Source organism: Massilia sp. PAMC28688 (assembly GCF_019443445.1).
In the GTDB taxonomy this organism is placed as follows: Bacteria; Pseudomonadota; Gammaproteobacteria; order Burkholderiales; family Burkholderiaceae_D; genus Telluria_A.
This window is the reverse complement of the sequence record NZ_CP080378.1, coordinates 43,660-60,899: the sequence shown is the minus strand read 5'-3', so window position 1 is coordinate 60,899 and position 17,240 is coordinate 43,660. Positions and strand designations below refer to the sequence as shown.

Below are 17,240 nucleotides of genomic sequence, written 5' to 3'. Positions count from 1 at the left end.
GGGTTATCGGGACGGCAAGGCAAACAGTCCTGCTTTCCAAGGGAGCACCGTGCCGACCGGTGTTGGAATTTCGCGCCAACGTAACCGCCACTATTCAATAAACTGCTAAGACAATGGTTTTCCTCCGTCATTGCTACTAGTTTTGCGTAGAGATTTTTCGCTTTGTGGACGACGCTATTGCAGCCGAACAACGCCCGATTCAAGCAACAACAGGCGCCAAGCAGCGTAGTCGATCTGAGCATGAGTTTTCGATGTTGTCGGAGCCATCCAACGGCGCACGGCACGGCCGTCCTTGACACCGACAAGGCTGGCTATTTGATCAACAATCATGTTGAGGATATGGACGATTGCGCGAACCTCCTCGGGTGCGGGCGCCCGAAATGCTGGGCCACACCCCCGTCCCATTACAGAATAGACCCTTAGACTGGGGGCGTCACTTACAACTCCGATAGTAGACCCCGTTGCCCTGCGATTCAGAATAATAGGGGCGCGTCGATTTGGGATGTTATGTTCGGTATTCCACTCGTCGTCGACGACGACATGTACAACTGGGCGTGTTCAGCTTATGCATGACAAGATTCCCGGCTCCTACGTCTTCTTCGGCACCGCCACCAGCCGATCAAACTGCAACCCGCTCGACCCTTCCCCGCGCCCAACCCGCTTGCTTGCGCCGAACCAGACAACCACCCGCCCATCGGCCCACCGTGTCCGCTGAAACGCCTGCGTCACCTGCACCCCCGAGCGCGGCACTTCCTCCTCATGCACAAAATATGCTTCCGGCGCGACGCGATCGAGTCCCTCTCTGAGCAGGGAAGTGCGCGGCTTGATCTTTTCCCCAGGCCCGACCTGATTTTCAACCCGGCGCGGCAGGCTGGCGCGCTGCAGCTGGATCTGCCGATTGTCGCCGGGCACATGCACCGGAATAAATGGAATCCAGTTCTCCGGCACCGTGTTCATCACCTCATAGCGCACCTTCGCCTCGTTCAGCAGCGCAGGCGCGGGTGGCGAACCGCCCACCAGCCGCTCGTAAAAGCGCAGCGTCTCGGCAGCGGCGCCATGGCCAGACCTGCCCACCCCGTGTGGTAAGGGAATCGTATCCTCGATCCCCCACACCATGTTCGCCATTTCATCGCGCACGATGATCACTTTTTCCAGCGCTTCACCCTCTTGGACCTTGGGCACGGTGGGTAGCATCAGCAGGCTGGTGCTGGGTGTGCGCGCCGGCGTGATCTGGTGCTGCGTGTACATGCTCCAGCGCTGCCACGCCTGCTCCGGCGTTTGCCCCGCGGGCTCGATCCACAGCCGCTCGCCAAAGACGTTCGTCACTGCCAGGCCGGCCACATCCGCCACCGTGCCAGCAGCCAGCGGCACGGGAACGATGCACCAGTCGTTGCTGTACACAAGCCCAAACTCAAGCATCAGCAGCTTGGCGATATCGGTGGTATCGGGTTTGATCGCGCCAAAATTCACCTTGCGGTCCTCAAAGGTCCACCAACGCGGATTGGCCATGCCCGCAAACTCGACAGAGGTCGGAATAAAGCTCTGGATAATCTCCGACTGCACCTCCGGCCGCTGCGCCGGCGCCGCGCTCGCGGGCGCCTCGTCCAGGGCGTACCAGTCCAGATTGCCAAGGTAGTATTCCTCGGCCACGAACTCCTTCCTGCCGTCGGCGAGCGGCGCCGAGCATTGAAAGCGGTACTCCAGCCGCGCGGGGTCCCATGCGTTTTCTTCGGGCTTCAAGGGCTGGTCGATCAGTTGGTCGAACCACGCGATGAATCGATCGCCCAACAGATCGACAGCGTCGGCATCGGCCCCGCCGATCACCAGCGGCGGCGGCAACGTGGAATAGTCGCGCGGAGAAGGACGCGCCACCAGCCATTGATACCAGAGATAGCCATCCATGGCGCGGCCCGCGAAGGCGGCTGTGTGCTGCCAGGCCTCGGGATGCGCGCACACGCCCGCCGACAGGGGCGACAGGGGATCCGGCGCTTCCACCTTGAACACGGCCCTGAACCCCGCCGCAAACGGCAATCCGTCCCGCGCCACCAGTTTGAGCCATTGACGGCCCATCAGCAGCCGCAAGTCGAGCGAGAGCCGCTGCGCGCCAGCGGTGAAAGCGATGGGCCGCTGTTCGACGCGGCTCTCCAGCGGCGTGCCGTCATCGAACGCCTGCTCGGCGCCGTCGCGCGGCGCATAGGTGGTCAGCTGGGTCGTCTTGATATGCAGCTTGGCCAACACGGGTGAACCCGCATCGTCCCCGATGAATTCGCCCAATTGCCACTGCCGCGCGAGCATCCACAGAGGATCGCTCACTTCGGCACGTAGTGCCCGCGCCAAATCATGCGCGCGCGGGATGCCTTCAACCCGCTCCCAGCGGGTGATGGAGGGCAGGGCGCGGATCTTCAGCGCGGCGGCCATATCCAGCGGTGGTTTGAATACGTTAGCCATTGAGGTTCGCCCTTTTCTCGGCAATAAGGATATCGGCCACGCGCAGTTCGCTGCTGATTGACATCGCATTGGTCGTGAACGCCATCAATGTCGCGGGCAGCAAGCGTGACAGCGGTGTAGCGCTGATGTCGCGCGGTTCCACGGCGCGCTTCTTCGCCATGTCGAAGGTTTCGGGTACCGCCAGCTTCAGGTCGTCCCAGGTCCACTGGCGGCCACTGCTCGCCGGCGTGACCAGCAACATGCTCTGCGGTGGCTCGTTGCTGGGCCGATCAAAGTTGAAAGCCAGCCCCGCGGTCTCCTGCGTTGCCGGTATCACTTCGGTCCATTCGTCGATCAACAGGCCGCCGAACTGGGGCGCATTCTTGTTGAAGACGCCGCCCGGGTAGGCCGCCGTGTAGAGCAGATGGTCGCCCGATTTGTTGAGTTCAAATGCGGCCGGCAGTTCCATCGCCAGCCACGGCTCGGCCGCGTTGAATGGAAACTGCACCGGTGCCAGCGACGGTTCGGCGGTGCCGAATGCGCCGGTCAGCAAGACCACGTTCTCCCAATCGTGCAGCTTGGGCCGCACGCGTGCGATGCCGTACATCCAGTCGTCGACGGGAAAGTCGCGCGCGGGCAGCAGGTGGGCAAGCAGCGCGCCCCGTCCGTCGAACGCGTTTTGCCATTCATCGCCGTGATCGGCCGATAAAGTAAACCGCGGAATGATGCGTGCCCCGTCGCCGAGCAAGGCCTTGACGGCGTCGGTGAGCAGCTGCACCTGCGCCTCGCCTGTTGCTGTCGCCGCGTCGGCAATCATCTTGTCAGCCTTCGCAATGCGCTGGGCCAGTTCGGTGATGAGGCTCGATGTCAGCGACTGCATTGAGCTGACCAGCGCGCGCACCTGATCTTCCTGCGCGGCCGCCGTGTCGAGGGCAAGGTCAATCGCCGCGCGGCCGGGGAAGGTCGCGCTCCAGGCGTTCCACAGCGTTTGGATATCCACCGCCGCAGACGTGCTCACCGCCTGCACGGCGCCCAGGGAAGCTGCGAACGTGGCGCGCCGGGCCTGCACAATGGGCAGGTACAGCGCTGGTGTGGCAGGTATCGGGTCGGTGTAGGAAGTGGATACTTCACGTTCGGCGCGCTCGATCGCGTCAAGCTTCATCTGGTCGCTGTTTGCCGGATTGACCGCTTCGGCCAGCAGCGCATCGCAGGCGGCCAGTTTGGCCGACCAGCGGTCCGCCAGATTGACGGCGGCGGCGCGCACCTGCTGAAACCATTCGCTGCGCGCCCGCAGGATCGATCCAGGACTGGATAAAGCGACTCCCGCCAGTGCCGCGCGGTGCTGCAAATCGACGAACGAGGCACTTAGTGCGTCAACCGCGCCCACCACCGCGGCAAACGCGGAAGCGGGGAGCGCAAGCGGGTCGATCAGCGCGCGCAGCGCGGTGGCGTCGGTCCTGATCTGCGCCACTGCTGTGCGTGCGGCGCTCACCTGGGCAGGCGCGATCGCCACACCGGCGTCGGCGCTGCGATCGGCTTCGTTGGGCATCGCCGCGTCGGTGGGCCGCAGCGGCCTTGCATTGAGCAGTATCGAGCGCAGGCTGGCGGCGAGCGGCGCCACTTCGAAGGCTGACTTTTTCACGCCGCCCGGCTCGGTGTAACGGATCAGAACGGACCCATCGGGCGACAGGCCGCGCGTGGTGATGATGTGGTGGACGATGCGGTCATCGAACTCGCCCATGGCCTGGTCGCTGCCAAAATCGAGGATGTAGAGCAGGTCGACAGGGCCGAGCCCAAGATCATGCATCGTCACGTCAGCGGGCACCAACGCGCTGCCCGGCGCCCCGTTGCGAAACTCGACGTGAACCACGATATCGGCCATCGGCGGGAAGATAGTTTCGAGCCAGCGGTCGATGGCCGGTTCGACCACGCCGCGCACGTTGGCGCCGGCGGCGGCGACCGCGTCGACCGGCAAATGCAAGGCCACGCGATGCGTCAGGGCGATACCGCTGCGAGGCGTGCGCACGACATCCGGTTCGGGCGGGAAGCTGCCTTTGCTGGTGGCGTCCATTGCCGCCGCCGCGCGATCGGTGTTCCCGACCATGAGCTGATGGACAGCTTCGGAGATGGAAACGTCCGAAATGGCGTCGTGGATCTGAAACAGGTTCAGCACCTCTTCATCGATAATGGCGCGCTGTGTGGCGCTGGCCGGCTCCAGCGCCTTGCCCCAGGGGTAAGTCTTGATGGCGCTGGTGCGCACATGCTCGATCAACAGCAGGCCATCGCACACATTGCGCGCTTCCACCGCTTCGATGGCCGCATTGTCCGCCTCCGCGCTGGCCGTTTCGGCCAGGTGCTTGGACGCCAGTGGAAACGCCTTGCGCACCTGGTAAATAAAGCGGTCCACTTCGGCTTCGTTGTGCCGGTCGTGCAGCCGGCGCTCGAATTGGTAACCCAGCAGCGCGCCCAATGGCTGGCCGTTGCGCATGCCTTCCATGAACTGGATTGCGATGCGCACCCGCGCCGACGACAGGTCTATGGCCAGCAGGTCCGGCTGGGCGGGCGTCGCGTTGGCCACATAGCCGTTGCGAAGCACGGCGGCGGTGCCCGCGTGGTTCAGCGACGGCGCCAGCACATGGCCGGCATTGGCGGCGTCGCGGAACAGGGGCGGCTGGCCTGGCTTATTGAAAACGGCGGCCTGCGCCTCGCTCAACTGCACGGCGGAACGCTGGCCCTGGTCGGGCTTGAGGTTTTCCACCCAGCCGAACGCGCCCAGATACAGTCCCTGGCGCCGCGCGCCCGCGTCGCCCGAGGGGCGGCGCATGCGGTGCAGGCGCTCGTTCACGAGGCTGAGCATCCAGGCGTCCCAGCGATAACTGCACAGGTCAATGTGCTCGGCAAAGGCGCGCTCAAGGGCGGCGGTGCTCGCATGTTCCAGCACCGCCAGCGCCTCGATTTGCGCGGCCAGGGTACTGTTCTGTCCCAGCGTGGACAGCCACTTGGGAATGAACTCGGCCACCGTGCTGTTGGCCGAGCCGGTGATCACAGGCTGCCTTGCGTACAGCATGCCATAGCGGCTTTCGGTGCCCGTGGCCTCGGCCACATGCACAAACTGCGGTTCCTTGTAGGCGGTGAACCTGTCGGTGGTGAGCAGCTCATGCGCTTCGTGCAGATCAAAGGCGGTGCTGTGATAACCGAGCTGCAGGGCGTGCCGCAGCACGTGGTACAACAGTGCGTTTGGGGTCTTGCCCTCGCTGAAGCCGCGCTGCAGCCGCAGATCTTCGAAAGCGCTCCTGGCTTTTTCGCGGCACCAGGTCAGGTAGTTCTTGCTGTCGGGCGTGCATAGAGTCAGTTCGGCCGTCTCTGACAGCGGCGGCACGTCGATCACCGGCCGCGTCATCGGTCCGGCCACCTCTGAAAAAAATTTCGCTGTGATCTCGGGCTCCCTGCCGGCGTAACCCAGGTCCTTCAATACCTGGGAAGTGGCCTGCATCTTGGCCCGCATCGAAGCCTCAAGCACGGCGCGGCGTTTCGAGCCCAATTTGTACTCGTTCCAGATGCGGTCAGCGCTATCGAGTATTTGCAGGTGAAATTCAACCGAGGACGGGTGTAGGCCCATGATGTCGAGCAGTTGCTGCTGAGGTTTCTCGCTGCGCCGTCCCACGCGGGGCGCGTTCAGCGCAAGCTTGTCCCAATACTGGCGCGCGATCGTGCGCAGGATGTCGCGCAGCGTCATCAAGAATTGACGGTCTTTGGAGTGCGGCGCTGTCCCAAACTCACCGCCATCGTCAATTGCGTCCATCCAGGTCATGCGGCTGTACGCGGTTGTGGCCACGATGCCGTAAGGTTGCTTTCCGATGCGTACGACGGGAACCGGGCCGCGGCCGCTGACCCTCTCCACGAAATGCCGGCGGATCCGCGCGATCGTCTCGGCGCCGAATGCGGGCAGCAGCTGCGTGTCGAGCCAGTAGCCCAGCGTTGCCGGGAATAGCGCCGTATTCATGGCGCGCGCCTGCGCCTGGTCACGGCCGTCGGCATTGGGTACGGCTTGCAGTACGGCCGCATCGATGCCGAGTACTTCGGCCAGGTGCAGCCCGTCAGTCTTGGCGTAGGGCGCGGTCGCATTGTCGTCAAACTGCTGTTGGCCGGCGGCGGCCATGCGCGACAGCGGGAACAACTCGTCGGCCTCCTGCACACGGGTCCATCCGGTAGAGCCCTGTTCACTGTTATTGGTCGCCGTGCCTTGCGGGACGATTGCGAAGCCGGACTGGCCGCCTGCGTGGTGTGCAAGCAGCTGTTCGAAGTCTTGCCGCGATTGCTGCGGATCGGGGTTGAGCCGCACGCCAAGCACATACAGGCGATCGAACCCTTCGGCCGCCTGGCGCGCGCTCAGATCGACGCGAAACGCCATGCCGGCCTTGAGCGCCGCGGCAAAGTCGGACATCCAGAGCAGCTGGTCAGGCATGATCAGGTCACCGTCGGCCTGCTGGAACTGCTCGCTCTTTTCCGCCAGCGGATCGGGCCCCACGGCCAGTGGCTGTTGCACCAGGCCGCCGAGCACTTCAATATGCTCCGGGCCGCTGTCTGCAATGAGCACGAAGCGCTCCGGCAGTAGCGCTGCCTGCGGGGGACGGGTCCATGCCTGGCGTTTGGTCGCTGCGATGGCGACGGCGGGCAGCACAAGGAACACCGTGGACACGGGCACCACGGCGCGGTCGGCGCCGGCCGCTGGCGGATCTTGCGAATTGAATGGCTGGTATGTCGTGCGCAGTTCCTCTGCACGCACGGCGCCCACCGCAAGGGTCAGCGCCTGCAAGGCAGCGGCCAGCGCGGTGGCGTTTTTGCCGGCCCGCCAAGTCGCGCTCCAGTACGCGGCGAGGCTGCTCTTTTCCACCGCATTCGCCAACGGGGCGTCGGCGCAGACAGCGAGAATCATGGCGGCCGGGCTGCTGCGCACCGGTGCCGGATCGGATTGCGCGAGCGGCTTGTATTGTTCAATCAGATACATGGCGCGGCCGGCACCATGCGCCGCGCACAGCTCGCGCCAGGCCGACTGCTCGCGTGCCTGGTCGCCGCCCGCAGCCCATATGCCGCACCAGTAACGCCTGAGGTTCTTCACTTCGTTCTCCGACAGATCGGGTTCGAAGCTGTCGATCAGGCAGTCGTCGGGGTAGATGCGAACCAGCAGCTGCCGGATGGCGCCAGTGGGGCCGGCGGCGGAAGTGAAGCGGGTTTCCAGCCGCACCGGGAACAGCAGAATCGGATAATCGGCATCGAGCGCGGCGATGGCGCGGCGCGGGTCGAGCAGCGGCTCCAGCAGAGCGCTGATACCCGTCCATTCGTCGGCCGAGGCGCGCTTATCGCGCCTGATTCCCGCCACCTTCGCTTCGCTTGCGGCGATCGCCGCGCGCAGTTGCGCGATCCGCTCGTCCTGCTGGCCGTCATGCGGCGACACCTTGCGCCCCAAGCCGGCGAGTTGTTCACGCAGGTTGCCCAATCGCGCCGTCTCCGTCGCCAGGGCGCGGCCGTTCGCATCGCTTTGTTCGCGATGCGCGCGGGCGCGCAGCAACAGCTCATTCAGGTCAGCCATGGATTCACGTTCCTTAAGTTGATGGCAGCATTTCGGCGGCATGCACCGCCACCAGCACCGGCAGTTGATAGAGCACGTAGGCCACGTCGGCCGCATTCGTATTGCGATTCCAGCCCACCTGCCTGTCTTCCAGATACTGCGCCATTTCATCCGGCCCTTCGGCGGGCGGCGGCGGCGTGGTGAGCGCGTACTCCTTCATTGCCGCGTTGATGCGCAAGATGGAATCGGTGGTGGTGACGTCTGGCCAGGCGAGGTCGCTCCAGCTGTTGATCAGCGGGTTGGCGCGACTGATGTCAAGGCCGAAGCGAGGCTCGCCCGGCCGCTCCTTGATCACGAAGAACCAGCCCGCGTCGTCGGCGGCCGGATCGCCCTTGGCTTGCCTGGCGGTGAGATCGAAACCGAGGAAGGTGATGTCGGGATCGACCTTGGCGCCGAACAGCGGGTTTTTCAGTTTCTCCGGCGGCGGATTGTTCTCCTCCTCCGGCGTGAGGGTGACGGGTACGCGGATCAAGGTCTTATCGATCGAGCCGTCCGGCTTGCGCTGCCAATCGGCCTTGTGGGCGTAGATGACGGCCGTCGGGTAACGCTTTAACAGTTCGCCGCGGATCGATAGCACGACTTCGTCTTTCGGCGGCGAACCCGGTGGCTGTCGGTTGTCGTGCGCGCCGAGCGCGGAGGCGGAAGGCCACAGGTGCAGTTTCGGAATGTCGTACAGCTTTTCGCGCAGCGCGTCCGGCGCCAGGCCCGCGGTGTCCTGGTAGCCGCTCACGTCCCAGAACTGGCGGAAGTAGCTGCCGCGTTGATCGGTCGGATATTCGCGCCATAACAGTTCGCGCGCGAACTCGTGGTTCAAGCCGACCATGTAGCTTTCGATGAAGGGCTGGTTGGTTTCAAGCAGGCTGATGCTGTTGGGCGGAATCAGGCCGACGTTGGGCAGCAGCATTTCGCTGCTGATGTCCGCCAGCGGCCGATACATGGGCTGGTCGATGCGGGGGTAGGCCATGGCTTCGACGAAGCTCTCGCGCAGGCCTTCCTTGATCCGGTCCGGAAAAAGAATCGTCTTGTAATAGAAGGCCGGAACCGAGCGCGCCGGGTCGAGCGTGACGATCGTCTGGCGTGCGGCGACCGTGACGACGAGCGGCCTGCGTATGCGCGGCGGCGTGGCGCGGCGCGCGTCGATGTCGAATGCGATCGCGGTGCCGAGTGCGTTCTTGAAGCGCACAGCGGTGGCGTTGTCGGCGGTGCCGGTTGCAGGCACGCTTGCCACGGCGCCAAACACTTCGAGCGTGAAGGTCGGATCCGGGGGCAGGCTGGCCACATACTCCGGCCCCTTGGCTTCGGGCCGCAGGCTGTCGGCGGCGATGAGGGTCTCGGCCGCCCGCTTGAGCCAGATGTAGCCTGCCACGGCTGCCGCCGCCACCAGCAGGGCGAGCAGGAAGGCGCCTGCCAGCAGCAGGAGGGCCAGCACAAGGCCGCCGATGAGAACCCACAGCGGCAGTTGCGGGTAGCGGCGCAGCAGGCCGCGCAACCAGGCCGGTACGCTGCTGCCCACGTCGTCGGCCAGGCCGCCGACGGATGGCGCGCCTGGGGGCAGGGCGGGCGCTTGCGCCAAGCTCAGGGTGCCGTCGTTGAGCCCGCGCATGATCTCGGCCGGAATAGATGATGCGGGCGCCGCGCCCGCGGGCAGGGAGCGGATAAGGCGGCCGGCGGGGCGCAGCAGGCGGCGCGCCGTGGGGGCGACAAAAGCGGCCGGGATGGTGCTGTCGCTGATCGACTTGTGCAGCGTCACCTCGTCCATCATCACGCGCTTGGACAGGGGAGCTGCGAGCATCAGCAGACGCTCGGGCGCCTTCGCTTCCAGCGGGGCGACATTGCGCGTGAACCAGGCCAGCGACACGGCTTTCGAAAACTGCGCCAGGCGCATCTTGCGGTTCGCTTCGAGCACCTCGCCAATCTGATCCCAGGCCGCGTTCATGTATTCTTCCTGCCGCTTGCGGACCACTTCGGTGCCAAAGCCGGCCGCGCTCCTGTGGCGCGGGTCGAGATTGAGCTGGTGTACCCAGTTGGACGTGTTCGGCACGGGCGAGCCGTCCTGCTGGAGCAGCAGCCGCTTGCTCAGCGCGTGCCAGGTGCCGTACAGCGGCGGGGTGATCAGCGGGTCCGGGTCGGTGTCGCCATCCGGCAGCGAGCCGATCTCGGCCGGTACCCGGGGATCGTCATGGGCGTCGGCCGCGGTGCGCGTGGCGTAATCGTCGGCCAGGTTGATGAAGGCGGCCAGGTCTTGTTGAAACTGATGCGGCCGCGGCTCGGCCCAGTCCTCGAAGCGCTTCGCCTCGTCCCTGTCGTGCTGCGGCAGGGTGTCTTCGGGTATGCGCAGGGCGCCGCCCAGGCGCAGGATGCCGTTCAGATCGGGGCCGGCGATGCCGCGCAAATTGCTGCCAGGTGTCTGGACATCGATGTCGCGGCGGCCCACGCGCACGTCCATCGGCTGCGGTTTCAACAGCCGCACGAGCGACTCAAAATCCCCCTTGCTGCCGGTCCTGAAATACCAGCGGTGATAGTAGGGAAAGCTCGCGCCGGCCAGGTTGGCGCGCTCGGGGTGTGCTTCGGCCGCACCGCGCATGGCGTCGTCGACCTTGGTGACATCGAGTTTGAGGGCGGCCACGCGGCCGGTCTCGAAGCTCGGCATCAAGAACGCATGGTAAGCCTTGTTCGGCTCGAGCTGGCGGGGGCAGACTATCCTGGAGAAGGCGATGTCGCGATCCTGCGCCAGGGCGGCGCCCAGCTTGTCGGCGATGGCAGGGCCGGCGTCGCTGACGATCGTCGTGTCGCTGGCGCCCAGGTTGCGGTTGGCCTGCACGTGCGCCCAGGCCCACAATTCCGATTTCACCGGCAGCTTGTTCAAGTCGGCGATGTCGATGAAAGGGGCGGCCGTGTCGCCTTTGCCCTCGCTGAATTCGCCCACCTCCAGCACCACCAGCATGAGCCAGGGCGTGTGCCGGTGGCTAGTGCTGTTGGCCTTGGCGGGCGTGTAGAGCCAGGGGAAATTCTCATCGTAGAACTCGATGTGCGCCAGATAGTTCGGCTCGAAATCGGTGTTCCAGTGACGCGGCTCGGTCTTAATCAGCGGCAGTTGTTCAATGCCCAGCAGGTCGCCGGGGCCGTGCAGCTGGATCTTGCTGGTGGCAAGCTTCAGGTCAGGCACGGGCGCGCTGATGCCCTGTGCGCGCAGCGTCAGCTCAAGGGCGATTGACGCCCGCAGTTCGGCATTGGGCGTGCTTTCGGTTTGCTCAATGCTCAAGCTCAGGCCCTGGCGGGTCCAGGGCAGGAACGTATAGGTGGCCAGTGGATGGCTCATGCTGTTGCCTCCCAGGCGGGGACGACCTCGAGATGGCGTCCGGCCATCGCTTCCGAGCCCTGCAGCGTTTGCAGGTAGCCATGCGCGGCGGCAGCGCTGGCAAATTGCGTCACGCCGCCGGGTACGCGATTGGTGTCGGTGTCGACGATGGTGTAGGCCTCGCCCTTGACCTTGATTTTCTCGTGCGGGAAGGGGTCGAGCTTGCGCTGGTTGCTCGCGCTCATGGCGCTTTGCGTGATGGCGCTGCCAGCCAGGTGATGCGCGAACAGGCCGGTGGAGAAGCGCGACTTGCGGATGTGCTTTTTGAACTCGCCATCGATGATCACCATTTCGTAGCGCACGATGCGGCGCGCCATGTGGCTCGTGGCCAGTTGCGCGCCCGCGGCGCTCAGCTCCAGACCGCTTTCGCCTGACTCGTAGGAGGGGCGCGAGAGCTTGGCCGCGTCGTCCATCTTGACGAACTGCGCCATCGCGAATTTCTCGCGCGCGGCGCCGAGCCTGGCCAGGGCACCGCCGGTCACGAGCAGTTCAAACCGCGTCGCGTCACTGGGCTGCTGGGTGCCGAACTTGTCGAGTCCGAGCCCCAGCGGCAGCAGGCGCTGGCTCACCCGCAACGAGCCGAGCGGATGCATCAGCAACAGAGTGGGCGTCTCGTTGGCAGAGCGCAGCGTCACCATCAGCTTTTTGCCGGCCGGCAGCGAAGCGGTCCAGTTTTCCTTCTTGTCCAATTCCGCCTGCAGCAGCGGCAGCAGCGCGATGGGCGGCAGGGTCGTTTCGGCGCGCTCGCCCCATGTCACGTCGAAGTCGGCGCTGATCTCGAAGAACAGGAGCGACACGTGGCCGGTTCCCCTGGCGCGCCACGGAGAAGGCCCTTCCAGGCTGAGGTCCACGCGCACGCTGAGCACGTCCAGGCCGAACACGTTCAGGCGCAGCGAGATGTTCACTTCGATGATGAAGTAGAACGGCGAGAACTGGAACAGGGCGTCGAAGCCGAGGTGGCCTTCGATGCCGAAGTCGTCGAAGCCGAAACGCAGCTCGGCGGCAGCGCCGATCTGGACGGTATTGCTGGTGACGGCAAAGTAGGCGCTTACCCGCACCATCGCGGCCGAGGTGTTCAGGATCGTGATCGCCAGCCGGTCAGGACTCGGAAATGGCAGCGGCGGCGGCGTGAAGCGCGGGTGGAAGCCGCCCACGGACAGCACGAAGGTGGGATCGTCGCCCCAGCCCAGCAGCAGCCCCATGCCGCCCTCGAGGGTCATGAAGATCAGGCGGCTGTCGAACAGCGTGGCGAAGAAGAACAGGCGCTTGCGATCGAACTCGATGGCGCCGGCGAACGCGACCTGGATGATGATGAGTGCGGCGTCGGGAGTCGGAATGGCCAGGCGCAGCACGCCGATGATGGCGATGTTGCCCGGTATTTCGATGAGCACGCCCAGCGACACGCTGACCAGGGTCGGCGTGCCCCAGCCCAGCTTGGCCATCGGGCCGATCAGGAACTTGCCCACATAGGGCGGGAAGATGGCGCGCAGGTCGCTGATGATGCGCGGCGCGTTGGCGATGATGTCGCCCTGGGGGAACATGATCGCGTTGATGGTGCCGGTGCGCACGCCGCTCATCAGCGGCTCGAGCAGCATCGTGCGGTTCAGGCCCAGCAGGCCGCCCAGGCCGATGAGGGTGAAGCCGAAGCCGAGCTGAATCCCGGGCATGAATTCGACGCTGATGATCACCAGCAGGCTGAAGTTGTTCGAGCCGTCGGGCATGCGGGTGGTGATCAGCCCGATGGCGGTGATCGACACCATGTCGAGCAGCTTGAGCTGCAGCACGCCGGCGTATTCCTCGGCCTCGGGGTTGAAGAACAGGTAGCCGCCGCCGCGGATGGCGCCGGCGTCGATCGACAGGCCGACGCCCTCGGGCGGCTTGAATCCCAGCTCGAACTGGACCGGCCCGGCATTGCCGCCGGCGCCGGGCGGCAGCCTGAACGCGCCTTTCGCGCCCATGCGCTCGACTACCGCCACCAGCGGCCCCAGGCTGAACTTGAGGCCAGCCGACAGTTCGAGCGTCACCGGATCAGGGTCGAACAGGCGGGCGACAAAGCAGATGCTCTCGATTTCCAGCGGCCCCAGCGCAATGTGGGTGGGCAACAGCACCTCGATTTTTCCGCTGCCGGTGACGGCAAAGCCGTCCCGGTTCAGGCGGCCAGCAAGGCTGAATTCGGCTTCGATGGCGCTGGCCGGGATGGCGTTTTGCAGGAAGCCGTCACCGCCTGAGAGCGAAATGACCAGCTTCATGTTGTCGAGCGCGGCGGTAACTTCCGGGGCCACATCGGCGGTGCCGGTGCCGCTGTCGAACGTCACCCGCACGCCGACGCCGGCGGAAACTTGCGCCACCTCGAGCCGCGTGCCGCCGGGCAGGCCGATGATCTGCATCGGACCGGCGGGGTTTTTTCCGATGAGCGAAGCGTTCGCGCTGGCGCTGATGGTGCCGATCGGGCGCACCTTGAAGTTGCCGTTCGCTTGCACCAGTCCCTGCAGGCCGGCCGCGTAGGCGCCCGTGAAACCGACGTCGAGCGACCACGGCCCGGGCAGATCGAACGGCCGGCTCATGTTGTAGCTGGCGGGCAGGCGCAGCTCGAAGCCCAGGCCGGGCGGCGCGACGGTGTTGTTCGCCTGCAGCGCGATGATCATCGATTCGAGGATGGGCGGCTGGCCGGGCGCGTCGATCAGCATGGCGGGCAGCTCGTAGAACTGCAGGTAGCGCGCGAGCCTGGTCAGGAGAGCGCGCCCGTCGAAGGCCGGATCGCCCCACTGGTACAGATCGCGGGCCAGCGCGGCGGGGTTGTCGAACAGGTCGACCAGCCGGTTCAGCGCCAGGCCCCGGCGCACATGCGGCGGCGCCGTGAAGTCGCCTGCCACCCCCGGGGTGAGGGTGCTGGTCGCGATGCCGGTCAGGTCCAGCAGCGCCGCCAGTTGCGGCAGCTTTTTCTCCAGAGTCCGCAGCGCGGTCAGCTCGACCAGGCGGCCGAAGAAGTTGTCGAGGCTGGCCGCAAAGCGGGCCTTCTGGGCGGCGCTCAGCGTGCCGTCGGCATTGGCCGCCTGGGTCAGCACCACGCCCAGCTGGTTGGCGGCGGCGGCAAGCTCGGCAATGCGCGCGCCCAGCACGGCGCTCTTGGCGATAATCGCCGGCGCGCTGCCCCCGGCGGAGGCTGCCGCCAGGTCCTGCACCGCGGCCGGCAGTGCGCGCGCGGCGGACGAGACGTGCGTCATGGCTGCCGCCGCCTGGGCGCTCCACGCGGCGGGAATGCCGATCCCCAGGTCTTGCAGCAAGGCCGGCGACAGCTCGTCGGCGAGCGGGGCCAGGGAGTTGGCCAGCTGCGTGAGCAGCTGTTCTATGGTACCGGCTTGATCAGGCATGTTGCAGGTCTCCAGCTTCGAGCATGTCCACCACCTCGAGCAGTGTCTTGCCCTGAAGCCGCGCGACCCACGGCAGGTTGGCATGCAGCGCCGCGCGCAATTCGGCGCTGGCGCAGGTTTCAATCGCCGACACGATGCGCGCGGCGCGCACGCTGATCAGTTCCCCTTCGATGGTGTCCGGCAGCGCCACGTCGGGCAGCATGGCGCTGCGCACGACGTGATGCAGCAGCAGCGGCCCGTGATTGCGGTGCCATACGGCGGCGATGCGCTTGCGCGTGTTGACCAGCGCGCGCGCCTCTTCCCAATGCTGGCGGCCGAGTTCGAAAATGCGTTGACCCTCGCCGGTGCGCAGCAGGCGGCCCAGGGGCGTGCCCTCGCCCAATGGGGGCAGGCGCGGAAGCGCCTCGGCCGCGTCAATGGCGGCCACTTCGTGCGCGCGGGCGCGGGAGGACGCGGCGCTGGTGACGTTGGGTAAGCCGTTTGCCACCATCGGATCGTTCAAGAGCGCGATCACGTCCAGCTTGCCATTGCCGAAATCGTTGTTGTTGGCCGGGGTGGTGAAGCTGTCCTTGCGCGCCCGGTTCAGGAGGATGGTCTTGATTTGCGCATGCGTGAGCGACGGATTGCGCTCCAAAATCAGGGCGACCGCGCCGGCCACGTGCGGCGCGGCCATGCTGGTGCCATCCATGTCGATATAGGAATCGCAGCAGCAATCGCAGCAGCATCCATCATGGAAATCGCGCCGCGCGCCGCAAATGGATTGGCCGGGCGCGCTGAGGTCGGGCTTCTGCAGCCCGTCGATGCGCGGGCCGCGGCTCGATGAATCGGCGATCTTGCCCTTGTCCTTGCCGGACGAATGATAGTTGCCAACCGTGATGATGCTGGTCGCGCTGCCGGGCGAGCCGACGGTGTTGGCGCGCGAGAGGTCATCGCGAAAGCGCTCGAAATGAAGGCCCGGGTTGAGCCAGGCATGGTAGGTGATGGGCGCCGCGCCGGCATTGGTGAGCACGATCGTCCAGTCGCCCGGCTGGTTCTGGCCACCGGCGGCCGAGGTGATGGTGAGCGTGATGCGGCGCGCGTTGGCTGCGGCGTTGGGGATGTCGCCGATGATGGTGCAGGTGCTGTTTTGCGTCACCTCGGTAAACGTCGTGGCGCCGTCCGGGGGCGCGGTGTTCGCACCGCCGGCGATGTTGTTGCCTGGAGGGATGAGCTGGCAGGTGAGGCCGGCAGGCGCGGTGAAGCGGATCTCGGCGCTGCTGACCAGTTGGCCGGTACGGGGCTGATGCGGCTCCAGGGCGCGCAGGTTGAACCTGATCGACTTGGCCACGCCAGCGGCGGCAATCGTGCCGGTTGCGTGCGAGTCGTCGCCCGCCCTGATGACTACCGCGCCTGGCTCCTCGTGTCCGCCCTCGTTGCCGGCGGCCGCCACCAATACCACTGGCGGCGCGCCGGCCGGCCGCGCGGCCAGCCATTGGTCGATCATCTGATCCATCAGGTCGGTGCCGTCATGCGGTCCGAGGTTTTGCCCGATGCTCATGTTGATCACTGCGGGGGTGATGCCGCCCGGCTGGGCCGCCGCGGTGTCGGCGATGAACTGGATCGCGCTGCGCAGCGCATGGGTGCCGTTGAAGCTGTGCTTGACGATGACCAGGGCCGCTTCGGGTGCGACCCCGACATAGGTGTACTCGCCCTTGCAGTTGCCGGCGATCTTGCCGTTGCCGGCGGCGATGCTTGCCACGTGGGTGCCGTGCTTGTGATCGTCGATATCGGTTTCCACCCGCGGCGTGCCGGCGCCGGGAACGATGATCTGGGTGCTGGTGGCAATCGCCGCCTCGATCTGCGCCTTGGTGAACGTGACGGCCGGGCTCTGGGTTTGATCGAGGATCGCCAGGATGCGCGATTTGGTCTGGTCATTGGGTAGCCGGAACACCGGATGCAGGATATTGATGCCCGAATCGATGATCCCGATGACCACGCCCAGGCCGGTGTATTTATTGGTGCCGGTGAAAGGGAACTGGGGATTGCGCACAGTATTGCAGCGAATCTCGGGTATGGAATCGTCGAGCGCGGGCTTGGTCGTCTTTTCGTGATGAATGTGGACGACGCCGTCCATATCGGCCAGCGCTTTAAGCCGGTCGAGGGGCACGTCGGCGGCGTAGACATTGCCAAACAGATGGGTGACGATGAAGCCGGCTTGGCTGAGCTTGTCCGGGTCGGGCTGCGCCAGTTCGATCAGGACGGCGACGACGGGGATGTCGCCGGCGTGCGGGGCCGCGGTGCTCGGCGGGGTTTCCTTGCGTTGGCGGCGTTCCCAATCGACAAGCATCGCCAGCAGATGCGGCGAGATTCTTGACCGGCGGAGCAGTTCTGCTTGCTTTTCATCTTCCGACTCGCTGGACCCCATATGGGCTCCTTTCAAGACGACAAACTGATGAGTGCCTCAAGCTGGGTATCA

General features: G+C 65.6%; 5 protein-coding genes. All 5 read right to left on the bottom strand.

Going from position 1 to position 17,240, the window contains the following annotated elements:
* Positions 1-588 precede the first annotated feature (588 nt).
* Genes KY495_RS00200 through KY495_RS00180 form a run of 5 tightly spaced genes read right to left on the bottom strand, consistent with a single transcriptional unit; the run spans position 589 to position 17,189 of the window.
* Positions 589-2,448 (bottom strand): hypothetical protein, encoded by a 1,860-nt coding sequence (locus KY495_RS00200; protein WP_219884416.1) that lies wholly within the window; start codon positions 2,446-2,448, stop codon positions 589-591.
* Positions 2,441-8,017: a hypothetical protein gene (locus KY495_RS00195; RefSeq protein WP_219881790.1), complete on the bottom strand. Its 5,577-nt coding sequence runs from the start codon at positions 8,015-8,017 to the stop codon at positions 2,441-2,443. The genes KY495_RS00200 and KY495_RS00195 overlap by 8 nt, the downstream gene beginning before the upstream one ends.
* Before the next feature lie 13 nt (positions 8,018-8,030).
* Entirely contained in the window at positions 8,031-11,375 is a 3,345-nt protein-coding gene (locus KY495_RS00190) for a hypothetical protein (RefSeq protein WP_219881789.1), read from the bottom strand.
* Positions 11,372-14,785: a DUF6603 domain-containing protein gene (locus KY495_RS00185; RefSeq protein WP_219881788.1), complete on the bottom strand. Its 3,414-nt coding sequence runs from the start codon at positions 14,783-14,785 to the stop codon at positions 11,372-11,374. The genes KY495_RS00190 and KY495_RS00185 overlap by 4 nt, the downstream gene beginning before the upstream one ends.
* Positions 14,778-17,189, bottom strand: a complete 2,412-nt coding sequence (locus tag KY495_RS00180) for a S8 family serine peptidase (RefSeq protein ID WP_219881787.1) — start codon at positions 17,187-17,189, stop codon at positions 14,778-14,780. Before KY495_RS00180 ends, KY495_RS00185 begins: the two co-directional genes overlap by 8 nt.
* Positions 17,190-17,240 lie beyond the last annotated feature (51 nt).